Origin of the sequence: Dactylosporangium sucinum (assembly GCF_014647515.1) — a bacterium.
GTDB lineage: Bacteria > Actinomycetota > Actinomycetes > Mycobacteriales > Micromonosporaceae > Dactylosporangium > Dactylosporangium sucinum.
Window position 1 is genome coordinate 140,143 of record NZ_BMPI01000009.1, and the last position, 21,023, is coordinate 161,165.

12 protein-coding genes are annotated in these 21,023 nt (G+C 75.2%); 2 read left to right on the plus strand and 10 right to left on the minus strand.

Annotation, left to right across the window (positions count from 1 at the left end):
* Window positions 1-3 precede the first annotated feature (3 nt).
* Genes IEZ31_RS11600 through IEZ31_RS11620 form a run of 5 tightly spaced genes read right to left on the minus strand, consistent with a single transcriptional unit; the run spans window position 4 to window position 12,364 of the window.
* Window positions 4-2,016 (minus strand): hypothetical protein, encoded by a 2,013-nt coding sequence (locus IEZ31_RS11600; RefSeq protein ID WP_190249795.1) that lies wholly within the window; start codon window positions 2,014-2,016, stop codon window positions 4-6.
* Complete coding sequence (locus IEZ31_RS11605; RefSeq protein WP_190249796.1) at window positions 2,013-5,579, minus strand: vWA domain-containing protein; 3,567 nt, start codon at window positions 5,577-5,579, stop codon at window positions 2,013-2,015. The genes IEZ31_RS11600 and IEZ31_RS11605 overlap by 4 nt, the downstream gene beginning before the upstream one ends.
* Entirely contained in the window at window positions 5,563-6,720 is a 1,158-nt protein-coding gene (locus IEZ31_RS11610; RefSeq protein WP_190249797.1) for an ATP-binding protein, read from the minus strand. Before IEZ31_RS11610 ends, IEZ31_RS11605 begins: the two co-directional genes overlap by 17 nt.
* Complete coding sequence (locus IEZ31_RS11615) at window positions 6,717-11,489, minus strand: hypothetical protein (RefSeq protein WP_190249798.1); 4,773 nt, start codon at window positions 11,487-11,489, stop codon at window positions 6,717-6,719. The genes IEZ31_RS11610 and IEZ31_RS11615 overlap by 4 nt, the downstream gene beginning before the upstream one ends.
* Window positions 11,486-12,364 carry a DUF4132 domain-containing protein gene (locus IEZ31_RS11620; RefSeq protein WP_190249799.1) on the minus strand — a complete coding sequence of 293 codons (879 nt, stop codon included), beginning with the start codon at window positions 12,362-12,364 and terminating at the stop codon, window positions 11,486-11,488. The genes IEZ31_RS11615 and IEZ31_RS11620 overlap by 4 nt, the downstream gene beginning before the upstream one ends.
* Window positions 12,365-12,495: 131 nt before the next feature.
* Between IEZ31_RS11620 and IEZ31_RS11625 the strand changes: the two genes are divergently transcribed.
* Window positions 12,496-12,771: a DUF2277 domain-containing protein gene (locus IEZ31_RS11625; protein ID WP_190249800.1), complete on the plus strand. Its 276-nt coding sequence runs from the start codon at window positions 12,496-12,498 to the stop codon at window positions 12,769-12,771.
* A 106-nt stretch (window positions 12,772-12,877) separates the two neighbouring features.
* Here the strand turns inward: IEZ31_RS11625 and IEZ31_RS11630 are convergent, their stop codons facing one another.
* Window positions 12,878-14,233, minus strand: coding sequence for an ABC transporter substrate-binding protein (locus IEZ31_RS11630; protein WP_190249876.1), 1,356 nt, complete (start codon window positions 14,231-14,233; stop codon window positions 12,878-12,880).
* Window positions 14,234-14,508: 275 nt separating this feature from the next.
* Here IEZ31_RS11630 and IEZ31_RS11635 point away from each other — a divergent pair, with 275 nt between their 5' ends.
* Entirely contained in the window at window positions 14,509-16,119 is a 1,611-nt protein-coding gene (locus tag IEZ31_RS11635; RefSeq protein ID WP_190249801.1) for an ABC-F family ATP-binding cassette domain-containing protein, read from the plus strand.
* Between the two features lie 94 nt (window positions 16,120-16,213).
* Here IEZ31_RS11635 and murD read toward each other — a convergent pair whose 3' ends face one another.
* The 4 genes from murD to IEZ31_RS11655 are packed head-to-tail and all read right to left on the minus strand — an operon-like array spanning window position 16,214 to window position 20,976.
* Window positions 16,214-17,557 (minus strand): UDP-N-acetylmuramoyl-L-alanine--D-glutamate ligase, encoded by a 1,344-nt coding sequence (gene murD, locus IEZ31_RS11640; RefSeq protein ID WP_190249802.1) that lies wholly within the window; start codon window positions 17,555-17,557, stop codon window positions 16,214-16,216.
* A gap of 9 nt (window positions 17,558-17,566) precedes the next feature.
* The gene (locus tag IEZ31_RS11645; protein ID WP_190249803.1) at window positions 17,567-18,316 is read right to left on the minus strand and encodes a succinate dehydrogenase/fumarate reductase iron-sulfur subunit; all 750 of its coding nucleotides are present in this window, start codon (window positions 18,314-18,316) and stop codon (window positions 17,567-17,569) included.
* Window positions 18,317-20,254, minus strand: a complete 1,938-nt coding sequence (locus IEZ31_RS11650; RefSeq protein ID WP_229834764.1) for a fumarate reductase/succinate dehydrogenase flavoprotein subunit — start codon at window positions 20,252-20,254, stop codon at window positions 18,317-18,319.
* A gap of 2 nt (window positions 20,255-20,256) precedes the next feature.
* Window positions 20,257-20,976 (minus strand): succinate dehydrogenase cytochrome b subunit, encoded by a 720-nt coding sequence (locus IEZ31_RS11655; protein ID WP_268241658.1) that lies wholly within the window; start codon window positions 20,974-20,976, stop codon window positions 20,257-20,259.
* Window positions 20,977-21,023: the final 47 nt, after the last annotated feature.

The following is a 21,023-nucleotide window of genomic DNA, read 5'->3' on the forward strand; positions in this document are numbered from 1 at the left end:
TCGTCAGTGGGTGGCGGGCTCCACCTCCGGCCGGTCGGGGAGCCAGGTCGCCTCCGCGTACGCGCGCTCGGCCGCGTCCGAGTACACCGCCGTGGCCAGCCACGCCTGCGCGAACGCCGCGCCGTCGTCGTCGGACAGCCGCCCGAACGCGTCCCGGGGCCGGTTGCCGGCCGCCACCGCGAGCCGGTCGACCAGCTCCGCTCCCGCGTCGAGCCGCGCCCGCCGCAGCCGGTCGGCGTCCGTCGGCCCGCGTCCGGCGGGCAGCGCGACCACCATCCGGCCGCCGGACACCGTCCGCTCGACCTGCACCCGCAGCACCTGGAGCGCCGGGTCGCCGACCGACGGCCGCCACGCCCCGCCGTCGCCTCCGTCGAGCACGTCCAGCTCCACCGCACCGTCGGACACCGGCGGTTCAGCGTCCGGGCCGGCGTCCGCCACGACTTCGGCGACGTCGGCCACCTCCGCCGGTTCGTCCAGAGCGGCGGCCGGCGGGACGTGGCTGCGGTGCAGCCGGTCGAAGGCCAGGTCGGCGTGGCCCTGGTGCGGCGCCGGTAACGGCCACGTCGTGCCGGCGGGCGGGGCGACGGCGAGCGGGTACACCGTGCCCGGCCGCCCCGGGTCCGGCCGGCCCACCAGCAGCAGCTCCAGCCCGGGGCGGGCGGCGAGCAGGCGGAGGTTGTCCCGGTACGCCAGCGACGGATGGTCCGACGCCACCCGCAGCGTCAGGCGGGTGCCGTCGGCGGCGGTGGCCCGGACCGCGTCGCCGTCGGGCCCGTCGAGGCAGACCGACAGGAACAGCAGGTCGGCGCCGGCCGGGCGGTCGGTCACCGGCTGGCCCAGGGCCGCGAACGCCCGGTGCACCTGCTCGGCCGCCGGCTGCGCCCACAGCCCGGCGAGCGGCTCCTCGTGCCAGGACACCCCGCTCGCGGTCACGGCCCGCACCGACCTGCCGGCGCCGAGCTGCCGGCTGGCGGCCGCGGTGGCGCCGGAGACGACCAGGCCGGCGCGGGTCAGCGCGCGGTGGCTCAGCGCCGTCTCGCCGAGCTTGACGGTCGCGTTCCCGGCCGTCGCTGCCCGCCGCGCCGTGCCGGGGTAGAGGTCGGCGATCATCCAGAGCCCGCCGTCGCGGTCGACGACGTACGTCACGACGCCCGCATACCCCGTGCCCGCGACCACCGCCGTCGTGCACAGGCCGTAGAGGCGCAGGCTGCCCTGCAGCTCGTACGTGCGGCGGGCCGTCCCCAGCAGCACCGCCGCCGGGGCCACGCGCAGCCGGTGCGTCACTTCCAGCAGCTCACGCATCGCGTCGGCGAGGTCCCCCAGCCGGTACTGCGGTTCGCCCGCCCGAGCCGCCTGCAGCAGCGTGGCGACGGTGCGGGCGGCGGCCGCCGGACGGTACACCTTGCAGGCCTGCGCGTCGTGCGCCGCCCGCAGCAGGGCGGTGCGCGCGACGGCCCCCGAGCCGGAGACGCCGGACGCCAGCACCGCGACCGCCGCCCGCCACAGGTGCGCGACGGCCGCCGTCTGCTGCGTCGTCAGCCCCGCCGGCTCCTCGCCGGAGACCACGACGGCCGTAGCCGCGGCTCCCGGACCGGCATCGCCGGCACGAGCGTCGGCATCCGCGTCACCCGCGTGAAGCCGGGCGTCGCCCGCGACCTCCTCGGCGTCGCCCGCGCCGGTCCCGGGACCGCGGGCGGCCGGCCCCTCGTCGGGCTCGCCGTCGCCGGCGTCGACCGGGGCCAGGGTGAGCACGCCGGCCCGGTGCAGGCAGTTCGGCGCGAGCAGGCAGGTGCACGTCACCGCGTCCGCGGTCCGGACCACGCCGCGCTCGGTTACCAGCGTGACCGTCGTCGCGTCGTCGATCGCCACCGTGTACCGCGGGCCGTCCGCCGTCACCGGCCGATCCGCCAGCTTCGCCGCGGCGTCGTCGAGCTTCTTGCGCAGCCGGGCCGGCAGCCCGTCGACCGCGGTCACCAGCACCGGCGCCGCGATCGGCGGCAGGGACGAGGCGCTCACGGGCGCACCTTCTCTCCGACCCAGCGGGCCAGCTCCAGCGGGCTGAGTGCGGCGACCGGCATCCCGGCCGCGACGAGCTGCGAGGCGACCGACACCGAATACCGCGGCCGCCCCCCGTCGTCGAGGCTCGCGCACCCGAGCACGGTCACGCCCGACTCGACGAGCGAGCGCGTCTCGGCGAGGAGGCCGCCCAGCGGATACCCCTCCTCGAAGTCGCTCACCACGACCACCATCGTCCGCGACGGCACGGTCACCAGCGACCGCGCGTGCCGCAGCCCGGCCGCGATGTGGGTGCCACCGCCGACCCGGACCTCCAGCAGGAGCCCCAGCGGGTCGCCGACCCGGTCGGTGAGGTCGACGACCTCGGTCGAGAACGCGATGAAGTGCGTGCTCAGCGCCGGCACCCCGGCCAGGATCGCCCCGGTCAGCGCCGACCAGATCACCGACGCCTCCATCGAGCCGGACACGTCGACCACGAGCACCAGCCGCCAGTCGACGCCGCGGCGGGCCCGCGTGCGGAACACGGGCCGCTCCGGGATGACGGTCACCCGCCCGTCCGCGTCCCGCCGCGTGGTGGCCAGGTTGGCCCGCAGCGTACGCGGCAGGTCGAGCGGACCGCCGGGCCGCGCCGTCGGCCGCGGCGTGGTGACCCCGGCGAGCGCGGGCCGCAGCCGGGTGGCCAGCTGCCGGGTGAGCTCGTCGACGATCCGGGCGACGAGCGGCCGCAGCCGGGCCACGGCCGACTCGGGCATCGCCCCGACGAGCGACAGCACGGTCTGCAGCAGCTCCACCGAGGGCGTCACCGCCTGCGGGTCGAGCAGCAGCGCGGCGTCGCGCCGGCCGCCCTCGACGGCCCGGGCCAGGACCTCCTCGCGGATGCCGGGACCGAACAGCGCGGTGAGCTCCTCGGCCCACTCCCGCACGCCGGGGAAGGGAGCCTCGCGCCCGGCCCGGGCGGCGGCGTCGGCCCGGGATCCCTCGCCGGTCCCCGCCCCGTACAGCTCGTCGAGCGCCGTCGCATACCGCCCGGCCCGCCCCGACAGCTGCTCCGGCTGCCGCCCGAGGAGCAGCCGCCATCTGTCCACAGTAGACAGAGTGGAGGCGGCCCCGGCGGAAGCGGCGGAGGAAGGCGACCCAGGCGCGGCGAGGCCCGCGGCCGCAGGGGAATCGTCAGGCACCGAGGGTGCGGCGGTCGGGGTATCGGCGGGGGCGGAGAACCCCGCGTGCGGCGAAGCAGCCGCCGTGGCGGCCGTGGCGGCCCCCGACGGATCGGGTCGCCCGGCGGCGGGCAGGGCCAGCGCGGTCACCGCGGCCGAGCCTGCCCGGTCCGCGAGCAGCCGCGTCAACAGCAGCCCCGGATCGAGCGCCTGCGGGTCGCGGGACAGCTCGTCCGTCCCCAGCCGGGCCTCGACCACCGCGAGCAGCCGATCCCGCCCCGCCGGGCTGACCACCTGGAAGCCCCCGCGCAGCGCCGGCAGGCGGGACAGGAAGCCGGCGTCGGGAAGGCCGGCCACCCGGTCGAGCAGGCCGTCCAGCACACCGTGGCCGGACTGCAGCAGCGGCTCGGCCGCCGCGAGGAGCCCGCGCAGGTGGCCCAGCAGCCGGCGCCGGCTCTCGTCGGCCACGGCCTGGTCCACCCACGACGCCACCCGCGCGCCCAGGTCGGCGGCCGAGGACAGGCCGAGCAGCACCTGCACGGCGCCCGCGCCCGCGGCCATCGCGGGCGTGCCGGTCGCGGCCAGCCGGGCCAGGGCGTCGCCCAGCCGCAGGCCGGCCCCGGCCGCGTCGACCCGCTGGGCGAGCGCGACGAGGGCCTGGACGTCGGCGACCGCGTCGGAGCCGGCCAGGCCGTCGACCTGGCGGACCGCCGCCGCCTCCAGCGCCCCGACAACCGCGCCGAGGTCGCCGCGCGACGCGGCGTCCGGCAGGCCCGGCACGTGGCCGTGGCGCAGCCGGTCGGCCAGGGCCAGGGCCGTCATCAGCTCGCCGAGCGTCGCGCTGGCCGGGATCTCGGCCTCGAACTCGGCGAGCCGCTCGCGGGCCAGCTCGGCGAGGCCGCACTCGGCCGCGGCCTGGAGGCCCGCGATGATCTGTGCGGCCGTCGGCCCGTCCGCGGCCCGCTCGGCGCGGCGCTGCTCGCGCAGCGCGCCCTCGGCGGCCTGGGCCAGGGTGACGCCGCGCAGGCCGGCCACGTCGAGCATCGCCTCGGTGCCGGGCGCCCACTGGACGGTCCAGCGGGAGGTGAGCGCGTCGGCGCCGCCGGTGCCCTCGACGGCGGTGCGCTCGCCGTAGGGGACGTGACAGGCGGCGAGGCGCCGCAGGGCCACCTCGCGGCGCCGGTCGAGGTCGGAGCGCAGCGGGTCGAGCCGCACGTCGCGGGACGGCTCGCCGGGCCCGGGCAGGCGTAGCCCGGCGACGAGCGACTCGACGGCCGGCCGCAGCCCCGAGCGCGGAGCGCCGGGGGCCAGCGCCCCGCGGACCTCGCCGACGAGCACGTGCTCCATCGCCGCGGCGACGGCCCGGCCGCGGCCGAGCACCTCGCCGTGGGCGAGGACGCTCTGCAGCGCCTCGACCAGCTCGCCGCGGCCCGGGGCGGGCAGCCCGCGCAGCCGCGCCAGGTCGGCGGCGAGCCGGAACACCTCGCGGGCCTCGGCCGGACCGGCCGGGTGGCCGGCGGCGCGGATGCGGGCGCAGACCTCGACCACCGAGGCCAGCGCGGCCGACTCCACCGCCTCGGGCTGCCCGCCGGCCGTGACGACCGCCTGCTGCCAGCGCGGGTCGCGGATCCCGGCGGGGTAGCCGGAGCGGGCGTCGAGGAGGCCGAAGCTGTACGGCACGAGGGAGGTGACGACCTCCTCCCGGGACGGCTCGCCGTCCCCGGCCGGATCGCCGGAGAGCAGCGCGGCGGCGTGGAACGACCCGACCACGGCCGCGGCCCGCCGGCCGCCGACCGCGGCCAGGCAGCGGCGCATCCACGCCTCGCGGTCCAGGTCGACCGGCGACACCCCGGCCCCGCCGGCGGCGTCCTCCCGCATCGCCCAGCCGACGAGCAGCGCGGCGCGGCGCACCGACTCGGCGTCGGAGCCGGGCGCGCGCGCCTCGACCATCCGGTCCCACATGTCCTCGTCGGACCGGCCGGACGCCGCCCGCCGCAGCGAGTCCGCATACGGGAACGCGCCCTCGGCAGCCGACGACTCCCGGGAGTGCCAGCGGCGGTCGGCGAGCGGCAGGTCGCACGGGATCACCTCGACCCCGTTGCGGGCCGCCCAGCGCACCGCGACCAGCTCCGGCGAGAAGTCGGCGAACGGGTAGAACGCCGGGCCGCCGCCGGCCCCGACCACGCCGGCAAGCGCCACCGGCGCCCGGGTGGCCTCGTCGGCCAGCCAGGGCAGCCAGTGGGCGAACTCGGCCGGCAGCTCCAGCAGCAGGACCTCCGGCCCGAACTTCGACAGCAGCTCGTCGACGACGACCGACAGCGCCGGCGAGTGGTGCCGGACACCGATGAGATACGGCGCGGTGGAGCCGGCCAGCGCGGCGAGGGCGGTGTCAGGACTGGAGGACATCGCGCAGTTCCCACAGCTGGCGCCAGAGCCGCGCGCCCTCCTCGGCGCGGCGGCGGACGGCCCCGTCCCAGTAGCCGAGCAGCTTCGCGCCGTCGGCCGGGTCGTCCTTGCACACCACGCCCTGCAGGTGGGCGGGGACGAGGGACAGCACGTCACGGTCGCCCGGGAAGTAGGCGGCGGCGAGGCCGAGCGACGTCGCCACCGCGACCGCCTCGGCGGTGCTCATGACCGTCGAGGGGCGCTCGACCTCCCAGCCCTCGACGGACCGGCCGCCCCGCAGGTCGCGGAAGGCGGTGACGAGCACCTCCAGGACCGCGTCGTCGACCGCGAACGGCGTCTGGACCCGGTCGAGCGCGGCCCGGGCCTGCCGGGCCACGAGCGCGGTCTCGGCGGCCAGGTCGGGGATCGGGCCGACGGTCTCGAAGTTGAACCGGCGCTTGAGCGCGGCCGACATCTCCGACACCCCGCGGTCGCGGAGGTTGGCGGTGGCGATGAGCGTGAAGCCGGGCGCCGCGTGGATCGTGGCGCCCGGGGTGCCGGCCAGCTCGGGCACGGCGATGCGCCGGTCGGACAGGATCGACACCATCGCGTCCTGCACCTCGGGCAGGCAGCGGGTGATCTCCTCGATGCGCGCGACGCCACCGCTGCGCATCGCGGTGAGCACCGGCGAGGGCACCAGGGCCTCCGGGCTCGGGCCGGACGCGAGCAGCAGCGCGTAGTTCCACCCGTAGCGCAGCTGGTCCTCGGTGGTGCCCGCGGTGCCCTGCACGACCAGCTCGCTGGTGCCGCAGACGGCCGCCGACAGCAGCTCGGACAGCATCGACTTGGCGGTGCCGGGCTCGCCGACGAGCAGCAGCCCGCGCTCGCCGGCCAGGGTCACCACGCAGCGCTCGACCAGGGCCCGGTCGCCGACGAACTTCCGCGGGATCGTGAGCTTCACCGGCACGCCCTCGGGCCGCACGCCCTTGGGCAGCGTCAGCTCGCGGTCGTCGCTGCCGGCGATGAACGTCACCACCGCGCGCGGCGTGAGTCGCCAGCCCGGCGGGCGGGGGCCGCCGTCGAAGGCGGCCAGGAACGCGAGCTCGGTCGCGTGCGCGAACTCGGCCGGGTCGATCTGCCGGGTCAGGGTCGAGGCCGTCATCGGCGTCCCTTCGTGTTCGTGGTGAGTTCTTCGAATCGGGGAAGGTCGCCGGCGGTGATCCGGCCCCAGGCGAGCTCGAACAGCCGCGGCGCGGGCGCGACCGGCACGACGACGCCGAGGCCGCCGATGTCCTCGCCGTCGCCGATGAGCAGCGGCAGCTTCCACCGCTCCAGCGGCACGTGCGGCGCGCCGAGGGCGAGCCAACCGCCGGGCAGGAACAGCGACCGGCCGGCGCGCGGCCGCTTGGCCTCGACGACCAGGTCGGTGGCGGCCAGCTCGGCCCGGGCCTTCTTGAGCCGGGCCGGCTTCCAGCCCGTCCAGGCCGCCACGTTGCGGTCGGTCGGGTCGGGCAGGGCGAGCAGCTGCAGGTAGACCGTGGCGGCGTCGGCGCCCAGGCCGTGCCGCTCGGCGACCACGGCGACCAGCTCCGGCACCGAACGGGACGGGTCGTGCGCGTCGTCGACCGGCTCGGCCGCGATCCAGTCGGCCAGCTGGTCGCCGAGCACCGCGCGGGTCGCGACGATCGCCTGGCTCTCGCCGGTGAACGCGACGAGCGCCCCGAGGAACGGATCGTCGAGCCCGGCGATGCGGGCCGGGCGGAGGTGGATCGCGTTCCAGTACCCGTGCTGCGTCTGGAAGAACAGGCCGGTGTCGATGGCCTTCTCGTCGCGGGTCACCGGGGTGCCGAGGCCGGCGACGAACTTCTCGAACGACTCGGTGTCGTTGTGCCCGACGACGAACGTGGTCTCCGGGTCGCGCAGCCGCTGCCCGGCCAGCTCCAGCACGCGGGGCAGCGCGGCGCGGATCGGGTCGCCGACCGGCAGCCGCCGGACCAGCCACGGCACGCTGCGCACGACCGAGACGACGACGTCGTCGACGTCGACGCCCTCGACGTTGCCCTGCAGCCACCGGCAGGTCTCCGCGTTGGCGACGCCGTGCAGGAACTCCGAGGCGCTCAGGCCGGTGACCGAGCCGGAGCGGTGCAGCTCCAGGATGAGCCCGTCGTCGACCGGCGTGCGGGCGCCGACGCGCTCGGTGCACCAGGCGGCCAGCCGGTCCAGCGCCGGGCCGGCGGTCCACAGCGTCGCCGGGTCCTCGGGCAGCAGCACCGCATGGATGCCGGCGGCCGGGGACAGCGTCCTGTCGCGGCGGAGCCGCTCGACGGCCAGCTCGACCGTGGCGGGGGTCACCGCCGGGTCGAGCTCCCAGCCCTCGGGCCGCTGCTCCCACGCCTCCTTGTCGCGCGGGCCGGTGAGCAGCACGGTGGCCTCGGCGAGGCTGATCCCGGCCGCGGTCGAGACGGCCCGGACGAGGTCGGGCCGGAAGGGCAGCGGCCCGTTGGCGCGGGCGGCCGCGACGAACGCGGTCACCTGCGCGGCACCGATGCCGTGGCTGTGCATGACCCGGTGCTCGGCGCCGATGGTGTGCCCGGGGATCGGCCCGGAGCGGCCGCTCGTGGCGAGCTCCAGCACGACCGCGTCGCCGTCCTCCCGGTCGACCCGGGTCGGGACCAGGCGCCGGCCGTCGCCGAGGTCGACGACCTCGCCGGCCCTCAGGACCGGGGTGCCGGTGTCGGACTTGAGCAGCATCCGCCGGAACCGCCCGCCCGCGACCACCAGGCCGGAGTCGGCGACGATCTCCAGCAGGTCGAGCAGGGCGGTGCGGTGCTCGGCCGGGGTGAGCGGCGAGACGGCCCGCATGAGGACGGCCGGCAGCGCCCCGATGGTGTCGAACCAGTCGACGTCGGCGCGGGCGAGCACGTCGCCGAGCGGCCGGTCGGGCTCGCGGCCGGTGAGCGCCGCGCCGGTGAGCCGGAACAGCCGCACGCCCTCGTGCCCGTGGTCGTAGCAGCCGGGGATGAGCCCGCTGAGCGCCGCGTTGAGCAGCCGATCGGAGGGCTTGTCGGCGTCGGGGTCGGTCATCCCGGCGACCGACTGGGCGGCGATCTCGGCGGTCGCCGTGGTGAGCCGCCGCAGCCGCCGCGCGGAGCGGGCGGCGTGCCGGACGACCCCGGCGACGCCGGTGACGAGCGCCGGGTGGGTCAGCCCGGGCAGCGCGTCGCCGACCAGCTTGCGGACGGCCTCGGCGTCGACGTCGGCGTCCGGCTCGGTCGTGGTCTGGGCCAGCGCGGCGGCGAGCAGCTCGCCGGCCGCGGCGTCGGTGAGCCCGCGCAGCACCGCGGAGCCGGCCTCGTCGCGCGGCCGCAGGTAGTGCCAGTACGCCGGAGGCGGCACCAGCGGGGTGCCCTCGGCGAACGGGCCGCTCTCCCCTTCGAGCCGGACGTGGGCGAACCGCAGCCCGTCGGCGGTGGTGAGGACGACGGCATTGTTGCGGTACGAGTCCTGGCGCAGCAGGCCGTGCAGCGTCTCGGCGCCGGGGAACCGGATCGCGCCGACGAGCTGGCCGGTGGTGCCGCCGCCGGGCTGGCCCGGCACCGTGAACGAACGGCCGTCGACGCCCTCGCCGAGCTGGGCACCGCCCGGGCCGCTGCGCAGGCGCCAGCCGACCAGCCCGTCGCGCTGGCCGAGCGGGCTGTCGGCGGTCTCGGGGCCGCCGGGGCGCAGGCGGCAGGCGAGCGACTCCAGCTCGAAGCCGGGAACGCCGCCGGACTCGAAGAACGCCGGCATCGACGCGCGGCCGAGGTCGCCGGTCGCGACGTCGAACTCGCGCCACCGCCAGGTGTAGTCGTTCTGGTGGTACATCAGCACCCAGTAGTGCAGGCCGTCGGTCGCCACCGTGCCCCGCTCGATCGCGGACCGGTCGCCCGCGTGCAGCGGCCGGTGCCCGCCGGTGCGACCGCCGCCGGGCAGCGCGAACGAGCCCTCGCCGCTGCCCGAGAACGCGTCCTCCGGGGCCTCGAACACGTCGTCGGGGGCGCCGGTCCAGTAGCCGGCGCGCTTGTCGTCGGCGTCCCAGGTGACGAGGAGCTGGCCGTCGACATACCGCAGCGTCTGCCGCCACCGCCACTGCCGCTGCGCGGCCGGGATGCGCAGCAGGTGCTCCAGCTCGACGCCGCCGGGGCCGGTGACGACCACCTGGTCGCCGGAGCGCAGCATCAGCTGCGGCCACTGGGCCTGCACCTCGGGCCGCTCGTTGCCGCCGGACGGCAGCCGGGTGACCGCGTCCTCCAGCGCCGGCCAGCCGTACTCGTCGAAGACGCCGGCCCGCAGGGACGCGCCGAGGATCGGGCCGAGGTCGTGCTCGGTGATGCGCCGGATCGCCTCCGGGTTGACCGCGAGGCCCTCCGGGCAGGCGACCAGCGAGAGCCGGGCCAGCTCGGGGGCGAGCGAGGTCAGGCCCTCGCGCAGGATGCGGTCGGCGAGCCGGTCGAGCCAGCGGTGCAGCGCCGCGCGCAGGCCGGGCACCGCGACGACGGCCGCGACCCGCTCCGGGGACACGCTGACGTTGTCGCCCCAGCCGGTGCGCAGGACGCTCTCGACCGCATCGCCGAGGCGGCCGAGCAGCGGCTCGAACCGCCCCACGTGGGCCAGGTCGCGGCGGCCCTCGGTCTCGTCCTTGAGCCAGGCGTCGACGGGGCAGTGCACGTCGTCGGCGAACTCACCGAGCGGCACGCCGAGCTCCAGGCACAGGTCGATGACGTCGAGGTCGACGGCCTGCCGGGTGCTGCCGAGGTCGACCGGGGCGCCGTCGGCGCGCAGCCGCTCGGCCATGCGCTCGATGAGCCGCAGCTGGGCCGGGAGCCGCTTGCGCCGCCAGCCGGCGCGGTGGTCGTCGAGCCGGGACAGCCAGCCGGCCGGGCCGTCGGCCGGCTCGGCCTCGGCCGGGACCGACCCGGCCGGCCCGGTGAGCGCCTCGCTCGCCCCGGACTCGTCGAGGATGTCGAGCCACACGTCGCCCGGGCACTCCCGGGGGAACATGCCCAGCAGCTGCCCGCGGATCCGCGGGTCGCGGCGGGCCAGGCGGACCAGGGACGACCGGTATGCCGTCCAGAAGCCGCCGGGGGCGCGCAGGACCGACGGCGCCTCGAGCAGCTCGGCGATCAGGCGCTCCTCGTCGTCCTCGCCGACCTTGGCCGCCTTCGCCAGGCGGCGCAGGTCGACGTGCATCTGCGCATAGGGCGGCATGCCGCCGAGGGTGCGCTCGACACACAGCCGGCGGAACCGCTCGTAGGCGACGGCGGGCGCGCTGCGCCCGGCGAGGTCGCGGGCGTGGGCCGACAGCGCCTTCGCGGTGAGCGCGCCGGCGAGGGCGAACTCCAGGAAGACCGTGTGCTGGCGCTCCTCGTCGATGGTGAGCGCGAAGAGCCGCTCGGCCTCGCGGGCCTTGCCGAACATCGTGGCCGCATAGGTGGTGCTGTCGGCGACGAGGAACGCGCGGGCCGCCTCCTCGTAGAACGTCGGCAGGAAGTGCGGCACCGACCGGGCGAGCCGCTCGCCGAGCTCGTTGAACCCGTCGCGGGCCGGGCCGATGCGCGACTTCGCCACGCGCGAGAGCCGCTCGATGTCCTTCACCAGCGCGAGGGCGTGGTGGCCGTTGGCCGGGTCGTGGACCAGGGCCCAGGCCGGGAAGCCGAGTGCCTGCTGCCGCACGACGCCGACCTCGGCGACCTCCTCGGGCGCGGCGAAGCCGAGGAACTCCATCGTCAGGTCCTCGGCCGGGCCGAGCGTGCGGGCCACCAGCCGCACCACGGTCCGCTCGCCGAGCACCGGGTGCCGGTAGGCCCGGGTGGTCAGCACGTCGACCGTGTCGGCCACCGCCTCCGCCCCGGGCAGCAGCACCGCTCCCGCATCCAGCATCGCCTCACTCATGCCGCCGCCTCCTCGCCGCTCTCCTCGACAACCCGGCCGGCGTAGAGCGCCGCCGCCATGCGCATGCCCTCGGACCACGCCACCGGCCCCACCTCGGCGAGCGGCAGGCCCGCGCCGTCGCCCCGCACGAACACCAGGTCGCCGGTCTCGGCCTCGGACCAGGGGTCGTCGGCGCCGACCCAGCTGCGGGCCTCGACCACGTCGCCGCCCTCGAACACCCGGCAGACCGCGTAGCCGCCCTTCACCGGATAGCCCAGCGAGGAAGCCCGGCCGAGCAGGTGCCGCAGCTCGGCGAACCGGCCGCCGGCGTAGTCACGGACGGCCCGCGCGTTGGCGTCGAACACCGCCGGGCGCACCCACGTCTGGCGGAACAGCTGGTCGACGGACTGGCTGACGCCGAGGTCGGCGGCGAACTCGCGGAGGTCGTCGAGGTCGGGCAGGCGCACCGGGTGCGGGATCGCGACCCGCTCGGCCGGCAGCCGGACGGTCTCGCCGTCGAGGTTCACGATGCCGACGCCGTCAGGTGACGCGTCGCGCAGGAAGCCGACCTCGTCGGGGTCCCAGCCGCCGTCGTCGTCGAGGACGGCCACGACCAGGTCGGTCAGCGCCGCCCGCCACGTCTCGTCGGCCCAGACCCGGGCCAGGACCGCCGCCGGCACCGGCAGCGACCGGACCATCCACAGGTCGACCTGCTCGCGGACCTGCGCCTCGTGGCGGCCCAGCCACTCGACGAGCTGCCGCAGCCCGGCCACCGCCGGGTCGTCGCGCAGCGCCGGTGGCACCGACTTGAGCACCTTGCCCTTCGCGTTGCGGCAGGCTATCTGCCCGGACACCAGGGTGACCTCGTAGCCACCACTCGCCGCCAACCACGTCATGCGATCACTGCCTCACCGATCTCAGGGGGGATCAATCGGATTGATGCGGAAATGAGGGAACAGCATCAAGTACCCCGGGAGACTAGCCATCGGGTGCGACAGTTTTGGAAAAGACCTGGCAAGGTGGAGGCATGTGCCGGAACATCCGCGTGCTCAACAACTTCGAGCCGCCCGCCACCGAGGACGAGATCGAGGCCGCCGCGCTGCAGTATGTGCGGAAGGTCGCGGGCATGACCAGGCCCTCGGCGGCCAACCAGGAGGCGTTCGACGCCGCCGTGGCCGCCGTCGCCGACGCGACCCGCGTGCTGCTCGACGCCCTGGTCACCAACAGCCCGCCGCGCGACCGCGAGGTCGAGGCGGCCAAGGCCAAGGCTCGCGCGGCGGAGCGCTACGGCACCGCACGCTGACGGCTGTGCGGCTGCCGGAGCGGGCCGGCGAGGGACGGCTGGTGTCGGGAAGCCGACACCGGTGCGGGCGCGACCGGCAGCCCGGCCGCGCCCGCATCACACCGGCTCAGTAGCCGGCCAGGCCACTCTCCGTGCCCACCTTGCGCGCGGCCAGGGCCCGCACGATCGTCGCCGTCTCCTCGTAGCCGACGATGAGCACCGCGTCGGGCCGCGCCTCGCGCACGCCGGCCGCGATCCCGGCGAAGTCTTCCGCGCTGGCCGGGTAGCTCAGCAGCGCGATGTCGTCGCCGGCCATCCCGGCCGCGACGAGGTCGGCCTTCACGTTCTGCTGCAGGCCCATCCCGTACGCGTCCTCGCGCGCCACGACGACCACCCGCTTCGGGCCGTCGCGCATGATGACGTCGGCGAGGGCCCGCGCCTGCAGCGTGTCCGGCGGCGCGGTGCGGAAGAACATGCCGCCGTCCGGCACCGCGCTCAGCTCGTCCGACGTCGACGACGGCGAGATGAGGATGCGTCCGGCGGCGGCGATCTTCGGGATGACCGCCTTGGTCACGCTCGACGACGACGCGCCGATGATGACCTGCACGCCGAGGCCGACGAGCCGGTCGACGGTGGCCGCGGCGACGGCCGCGTCGGTGCCGTCGTCGCCGTCGATCCACTCGACCGGCTCGCCGAGCACGCCGCCGGCGGCGTTGAGGTCGGCGACCGCGAGCTTGGCGCCGGCGAAGCGCGGGCCGCTGCGGTACGCGAGCCGGCCCGTGTGCGGCATGAGCGCGCCGACCTTCAGGGCACGCTTCTTGTTCGAGCTCGAGTTCGGGTTCGCCGCGGGCGGCGGCGCGGCCGCGGTGCTCGCCGACCGCTCGTCGCCGGCGCCCACGTACTCGGTCAGGTTGTCGTTGATGGTGGCGTCGCGGCCGAAGTGCAGCGTGCCGTAGGAGGCCGACGACGGCTCGCCCTGGTCGGTCAGGCCGCTGCGGCTCAGCGAGACGCCGCGGTAGGCGAAGTCGCGGCCGGACTTGGCGAGCGGCAGGCAGGTGGCCGCGCTGTCACACTCGGCGCCGCCGGTCGTGGCGGGGACGATGAACTTCGCGACGGTGGGTGCCTCGACGGTACGGGCGGACTCCGCGGCCAGTCCCGCGATCATCACGGCGTCGTAGGCCTCGGCGGCGTACCCGAAGTCGGCGAGCGACGCGTCGACCGAGCGCAGCCGCGTCTTGAACGTCTCGGGAAGCTTCAGCAGCGGCGCGGTGCCGGTCATGCCGGACAGCAGGCCGGGGTTCCCGTCGAGCTTGTTTCGCAGCGAGTTGGTCATGTTGGCGTCCGAGCCGTAGAGCCGGACATGGACCGGGGTGTCCGGATCCTGTCCAGCTCCTTCGCGCTTCGTGCCGCAGCCGGCGAGGGTCACCGCCGCCACCAGGACGACGGCGGTCGACCGCGCCCTGTGTGCCTGCGTCGCACTGATTGTCACTGGTCCTCCGGATCCCGAGAGACGGCCGCGAGGACTGTAGGTGCCGCGGATGCACGCGAACCAGGCAAGCGAGACGACCTTGAGGAAACCTTGCCGTATCGGTTGCTGGTGGTAACCTGGTGCGAGCAGATCTTGGGGGGCGCCGGCCACCGTGGTGGGACGGGCGCCCGAAACGTGAGGACGAGACCAGTGTTGAGCGAGGACGACATCTCCGGGTGAGCCCCGGATTTTCGACGTCCCTTTTCCGCTCTCTTCTCCTGGATCGGTTCATGTCCAAGGCTTCCATCGTCGCCACCAGTCTGTCGTTCGCCTGGGCCGACGCGACCCCCGTCTTCGACGACCTCACCTTCGCCGTCGGCCCCGGCCGGACCGGCCTCGTCGCGCCCAACGGCGCCGGCAAGAGCACGCTGCTGCGGCTCGTCGCCGGTGACCTGACGCCGACGGGCGGGACCATCGCCGTCGACGGCGTCCTGGGGTACCTCCCGCAAAACCTCCCGCTCGACGGCGGTCTCACCGTCGCGGACGCGCTCGAGATCGCCCCCGTCGTCCGCGCGCTCGCCGCCATCGAGGCCGGCGACGCCGCCGAGGAGCACTTCGCCACCGTCGGCAACGACTGGGACGTCGAGGAGCGCGCCCGCGCCCAGCTCGACCGGCTCGGCCTCGGCGACGTCGCCCTCGACCGGCCACTGGAGACGCTCAGCGGCGGCCAGGTCGTGTCGCTCGGCCTCGCCGCCCAGCTGCTCAAGCACCCGGACGTCCTGCTGCTCGACGAGCCGACGAACAACCTCGACCGCGCGGCCCGCGCGCGCCTGCTCGACGCGCTCGCCGACTTCCGCGGCGCCCTGCTCGTCGTCAGCCACGACCGCGACCTGCTCGACCGCGTCGACCGCATCGCCGAGCTGACCCGCGGCGAGCTGCGCATGTTCGGCGGGGGTTTCACGATGTACCACGAGGCGAAGCGTGCCGCCCGCGACGTCGCCGAGCAGCGGCTGCGCACCGCGGAGCAGGATCTCAAGCGGGAGAAGCGGGAGCTGCAGCAGGCCCGCGAGCGGGCGGCCCGCCGCGCGACGGCCGGCGCCCGGGCGGGCCAGGACATCCCGCGCATCATCGCCGGCGGCCTGAAACGGCGCGCGCAGGAGTCCGCCGGCCGCGCCGACGACCTGCACGGGCAGCGCGTCGACGCCGCCCGGGCCCGCGTCGACGAGGCCGACCGCGCCCTGCGCGAGGACGACACGCTCGCCCTGTCGCTGCCGGACACGGTGGTACCGCAGGGCCGCACCGTCGTCGCCGCCACGGACGTGCGCGTCCGCGACCTCTTCGACGGGGCCGGCCTGACGATCCGCGGCCCGGAACGCATCGCGCTCACCGGCCCGAACGGCGCCGGCAAGTCGACCCTGCTGCGCGTCCTGGCCGGCCTGCAGTCCCCGTCCTCGGGCACGGTGACCCGCGCCGACGGCCGGGTGGCGTACCTTTCCCAGCGCCTGGACCTGCTCGACCCGTCGGTGTCGACGGCCGACCACCTGCGCGCGGCCGCGCCGGACCGTCCCCGCACCGAGCAGATGCACCTGCTGGCGAGGTTCCTGTTCAAGCCGGACCGGGCGGCCCAGCCGGTGGCCACCCTGTCGGGCGGCGAACGCCTCCGCGCGACGCTGCTGTGCGTCCTGTGCGCGGACCCGGCCCCGCACCTGCTCCTGCTGGACGAGCCGACGAACAACCTGGACCTGACGAGCGTCGAGCAGCTGACGGCGGCCCTGACCGCGTACCGCGGCGCGTTCGTGGTGGTGAGCCACGACGAACGCTTCCTGCGGGACATAGCCGTCGACAGGTGGCTCACGCTCAGCGCCCGCACCCTGCGCGAGACGGCCCCACCGGACTCCTGACCGCGTCGATCTTGCAGTTGTGGTTGGCCGCAAAGCCGGCATTCCGGGAGTGTCGCGGCACCACAACTGCAAGATCGACGCAAAAGTGGGCGGGCTACGGCGCGGTCGCGGTGATGGCTTCCTGGAAGGCCCTCGCGCGGGCCTCGTAGTTGTCGTAGCGGCCGTAGCTCGGCGCCGCCGGGGACAGCAGCACCACGCCGCCCGGAGGCACGATCGAGCGCGAGCGGCGCACCGCGTCCGGCAGGTCGTCGGCCAGGACCCGCGTGACGCCCGGGAGGTCGCCCACCACGTCGAGGATGTGCTCGCCGCTGTCCGGGACGCCGATCAGGGTCAGCGAGACCGCCCGGGACGACAGGTAGTCGCGCAGCGGCGTGTAGTCGATGCCCCGGTCCTGGCCGCCGACGATGACCACCAGGGGGCGGCCCGCGTAGGCCTCGATGGCGTGGATCGCGGTCTGCGGGGCCGTCGACAGCGAGTCGTTCACGAACTCCACGCCCGACGGGTCGGAGATCGGGGTCAGGCGGTGCGGCAGCGGCTGGAACGAGCGTAGGCCCGCCTCCAGGGCGCCCCGCTCCCCCGGCACGTCGACGCCCCAGGCCCGCAGCGCGCCCAGCGCCACGCACAGGTTGCCGTCGTTGTGGATGCCGCGCAGCGGGAAGGCCTCGCGCGGGAACAGGTCGTCGGCGCCGAGCAGGACGCGGCCGTCACGCACGTGGAAACCGGCCGGGACGGCCGCCGGGCGCAGCGGCAGGCCGGGGCGGGCGGCCAGCTCGGCGGCGAGGACCGGGTCGGTCGCGTTGTAGACGACCGCTGACGGGCCGTGCGCGACGATGTTGAGCTTGTGGGCATAGTACTGGGCCGGGAGGCCGTCGCGGGTCCAGTCCAGGTGCTCCTCGAACAGCGACGTCAGCGCCACCACGCGCGGGGAGTCGTCGAGGTCGGCCGACTGGTACATCGACAGCTCCAGGACGTACAGCGGCGCGTCCGGCAGGTCGAAGGCCGCGATGCCGATGTTGCCGCCGATGACCGCCGGCCGGCCGGAGGCCACCAGCAGGTGGTGGATGAGCGACGTGGTGGTGCTCTTGCCCTTCGAACCGGTGACGCCGATCGTGCGGCCGGCCCGGTCGGCCATCCAGAGGCTGGTGCCGCCGGTGATCCGCACGCCGCGCTCGCGCAGCCGCTGGACCCACGGGTGCGACTCGCCGATGACGGGCGAGCGGACCACGATCTCGACGTCGTCGAGCGCCGGCCAGGCGGCGTCGCCCTCGACCAGCGGCGCCAGGGTCGCGTCCCAGGGCGTGCCCAGGAACGTCGCCTTGTCCTGGACGACGACCAGACTCGCGGGCCCGACCGGCGCGATCGCGGCGACGGCCGCCTTGCCCTCGCGGCCGGTGCCCCAGACCGCCACCCGGCGGCCGCGCAGTTCGGACAGGTGCATGGCGGTACCCTATCGGCCCCGCCCGGTCACCGACTTCCGGTAGTCGCTGTTCAAGCGTCCGATGAGCGTCAGCGGGACGCCCTTCGGGCAGACCGTGGTGCACTCCCCCGCGTTCGTGCAGCCGCCGAAGCCCGCGTCGTCGTGGGCGGCGACCATCCCGACCACCCGGGTGTCGCGCTCCGGCTGGCCCTGGGGCAGCAGGCCGAGGTGGGCGACCTTGGCCGCGGTGAACAGCATCGCCGAGCCGTTCGGGCAGGCGGCCACGCACGCGCCGCAGCCGATGCAGGTGGCCGCCTCGAACGCGGCGTCGGCGTCGGCCTTCGGCACCGGGGTGGCGTGCGCTTCGGGCGCGGCGCCGGTCGGCGCGGTGATGTACCCGCCGGCCTGGATGATCCGGTCGAAGGCGGAGCGGTCGACGACGAGGTCGCGGACCACCGGGAACGCGGCCGACCGCCAGGGCTCGACGTCGATCGTGTCGCCGTCCTTGAACTCGCGCATGTGGAGCTGGCAGGTCGTCGTCAACCGGGAAGGGCCGTGCGCCGAGCCGTTGATCATCATGCCGCACATGCCGCAGATGCCCTCGCGGCAGTCGTGGTCGAACGCGATCGGCTCGTCACCCTCCAGGATGAGCCGCTCGTTGAGGACGTCGAGCATCTCCAGGAACGAGGCGTCCGGCGAGATGCCCTCGACCCGGTAGGTGACCATCCGGCCGCGGTCGGAGGGGCCAGCCTGGCGCCACACGCGCAGGGTGATGTCCATCTACTTGTAGCTCCGCTGAGTGGGGTGGACGTACTCGAAGTCGAGCACTTCCTTGTGCAGGACGGGCGGCTCGCCGGTACCGGCGAACTCCCAGGCGGCCACGTAGGAGAACTCGTCGTCGTGGCGCAGCGCCTCGCCGTCGGGCGTCTGGCTCTCGGCCCGGAAGTGCCCGCCGCACGACTCGGCGCGGTGCAGCGCGTCGATGCACATGAGCTCGGCCAGCTCGAAGAAGTCGGCGACCCGCCCGGCGCGCTCCAGGTTCTGGTTGAGCTGCTCGCCGGTGCCGGGGACCTTGACGCGGGTCCAGAACTCCTCGCGCAGCGACCGGATCAGGCTGATCGCCTTGGTGAGGCCCTCCTCGGTGCGCTCCATGCCGCAGTACTCCCACATGATGTGGCCGAGCTCGCGATGGAACGAGTCCACGGTCCGGTCGCCGTCGACCGACAGCAGCTTCGCGAGACGATCCCGCACCGACGAGCGAGCGTCGACGACCGCGGGGTGATCGGCGGCAACGGACGGGAACGGGCCGGAGGCCAGGTAGTCGTTGATCGTGTTCGGCAGCACGAAGTACCCGTCGGCGAGGCCCTGCATGAGCGCCGACGCGCCGAGCCGGTTGGCGCCGTGGTCGGAGAAGTTGGCCTCGCCGACGACGAACAGGCCGGGGATCGTCGACTGCAGGTCGTAGTCGACCCACAGGCCGCCCATCGTGTAGTGCACCGCGGGGTAGATGCGCATCGGCGTGACGTACGGGTCCTCGCCGGTGATCCGCTGGTACATCTCGAACAGGTTGCCGTACTTCGCCTCGACCGCGGCCCGGCCGAGCCGGCCGATCGCGTCGGCGAAGTCGAGGTAGACGCCCAGCCCGCCGGGGCCGACGCCGCGGCCCTCGTCGCAGACGTTCTTGGCGGCGCGGGAGGCGATGTCCCGCGGTACCAGATTGCCGAACGCCGGATAGATCCGCTCGAGGTAGTAGTCGCGCTCGTCCTCGGGGATGTCGGCCGGGGCCCGGTCGTCGCCCGCGCGGAGCGGCACCCAGACGCGGCCGTCGTTGCGCAGCGACTCGCTCATGAGCGTGAGCTTGCTCTGGTGCGTGCCCGACTCGGGGATGCAGGTCGGGTGGATCTGCGTGTAGCAGGGGTTGGCGAACAGCGCGCCCTTGCGGTGTGCTCGCCAGGTCGCGGTGACGTTGCAGCCCTTGGCGTTCGTCGACAGGAAGAACACGTTGCCGTAGCCGCCGCTGGCCAGCACGACGGCGTCGGCCAGGTCGGTGGTGATCTCGCCGGTGACGAGGTCGCGCACCACGATGCCGCGGGCGCGGCCGTCGAGGACGACGAGCTCCAGCATCTCGTGGCGGGCGAACATCTCGATGTTGCCGGCGGCGATCTGCCGCTCCATCGCCTGGTACGCGCCGAGGAGCAGTTGCTGGCCCGTCTGGCCGCGGGCGTAGAAGGTGCGCGACACCTGGGTGCCGCCGAAGGAGCGGTTGTCGAGCAGGCCGCCGTACTCGCGGGCGAACGGCACGCCCTGCGCCACGCACTGGTCGATGATGTTCACCGAGACCTGCGCCAGGCGGTACACGTTGGACTCGCGGGCCCGGAAGTCGCCGCCCTTGACCGTGTCGTAGAACAGCCGGTAGATCGAGTCGCCGTCGTTGCGGTAGTTCTTGGCGGCGTTGATGCCGCCCTGGGCGGCGATCGAGTGGGCCCGGCGCGGGCTGTCCTGGTAGCAGTAGGAGCGGACGCGGTAGCCCGCCTCGGCGAGGGTCGCCGCCGCCGAGCCGCCGGCCAGGCCGGTGCCGACGACGATGACCGACAGCTTGCGGCGGTTGGCCGGGTTCACCAGCTTGGCGCCGAACCGGCGGCGCTCCCAGCGGGTCTCGATCGGGCCGTCCGGCGCGGCCGTGTCGGCGATCGGGTCGCCCTCGTTCCAGAGATTCATGGTCATGACACCAGCCCCGTGAGGACGGCGAACGGCACCGACAGGTAGCCGGCGACGAGGACGACGGCGACGGCGAGCGCGGCGGTTCGAGCGAACCGCTCGCCGCGCGCGGTGCGCTGCCCGAGGGTGCGCAGCGCGCTGAAGACGCCGTGCCGCAGGTGGAACCCGACGGCGACGAGCGCGAGCGTGTAGAAGAGGGTGACGTACCACCGCGCCGGCGCGAAGTCGGCGACCACGTTGGCGGCGGGGTGGTGCGGGTCGCCGACCGGGTTCACCGTGCCGGTGGTCAGGTCCAGGATGTGGAAGACGACGAACAGCAGGATGATGACGCCGCCCCAGCGCATGGTGCGCGCGGCGTAGCTGCCCTGGACCTTGGGCCGGTGGGCGTAGCGGACCGGCCGGGCGGCGCGGGCGCGCCGGGCCAGGATCGTGGCCGCGACGACGTGCGCGACGACGACGACGGTCAGGCCGCCGCGTTGGATCCAGAGGTACCACTGGTGCGGCAACACCGGCGAGCCGAGCTCGCGCAGCCAGGCCGCGTAGTGGTCGAACGCCTCGGCGCCGACGAAGATCTTCAGGTTGCCCAGCATGTGCGCGAACAGGAAGAGCACCAGCAGGATGCCACTCGCCGCCATGACGAGCTTGAGCCCGACGGAAGACGTACGTCTGCCGGGTCGGTTGCGCTTCTTCGGTACCGCGCGCGGGGCCGTGAGTACCGCCACGAGCCCGACGCTAGGGTCGGAGGTCCCATTCGTCCAATGCATGAGGA

Bases quoted from the DNA above. Each gene is read 5' to 3' on its own strand.
- murD (WP_190249802.1), bottom strand. From the start codon at position 17,557: ATGCACCTGTCCGAACTGCGCGGCCGCCGGGTGGCGGTCTGGGGCACC.
- IEZ31_RS11605 (WP_190249796.1), bottom strand. From the start codon at position 5,579: ATGTCCTCCAGTCCTGACACCGCCCTCGCCGCGCTGGCCGGCTCCACC.
- IEZ31_RS11645 (WP_190249803.1), bottom strand. From the start codon at position 18,316: ATGGACATCACCCTGCGCGTGTGGCGCCAGGCTGGCCCCTCCGACCGC.
- IEZ31_RS11615 (WP_190249798.1), bottom strand. From the start codon at position 11,489: ATGAGTGAGGCGATGCTGGATGCGGGAGCGGTGCTGCTGCCCGGGGCG.
- IEZ31_RS11650 (WP_229834764.1), bottom strand. From the start codon at position 20,254: ATGAATCTCTGGAACGAGGGCGACCCGATCGCCGACACGGCCGCGCCG.
- IEZ31_RS11635 (WP_190249801.1), top strand. From the start codon at position 14,509: ATGTCCAAGGCTTCCATCGTCGCCACCAGTCTGTCGTTCGCCTGGGCC.
- IEZ31_RS11610 (WP_190249797.1), bottom strand. From the start codon at position 6,720: ATGACGGCCTCGACCCTGACCCGGCAGATCGACCCGGCCGAGTTCGCG.
- IEZ31_RS11620 (WP_190249799.1), bottom strand. From the start codon at position 12,364: ATGACGTGGTTGGCGGCGAGTGGTGGCTACGAGGTCACCCTGGTGTCC.
- IEZ31_RS11625 (WP_190249800.1), top strand. From the start codon at position 12,496: ATGTGCCGGAACATCCGCGTGCTCAACAACTTCGAGCCGCCCGCCACC.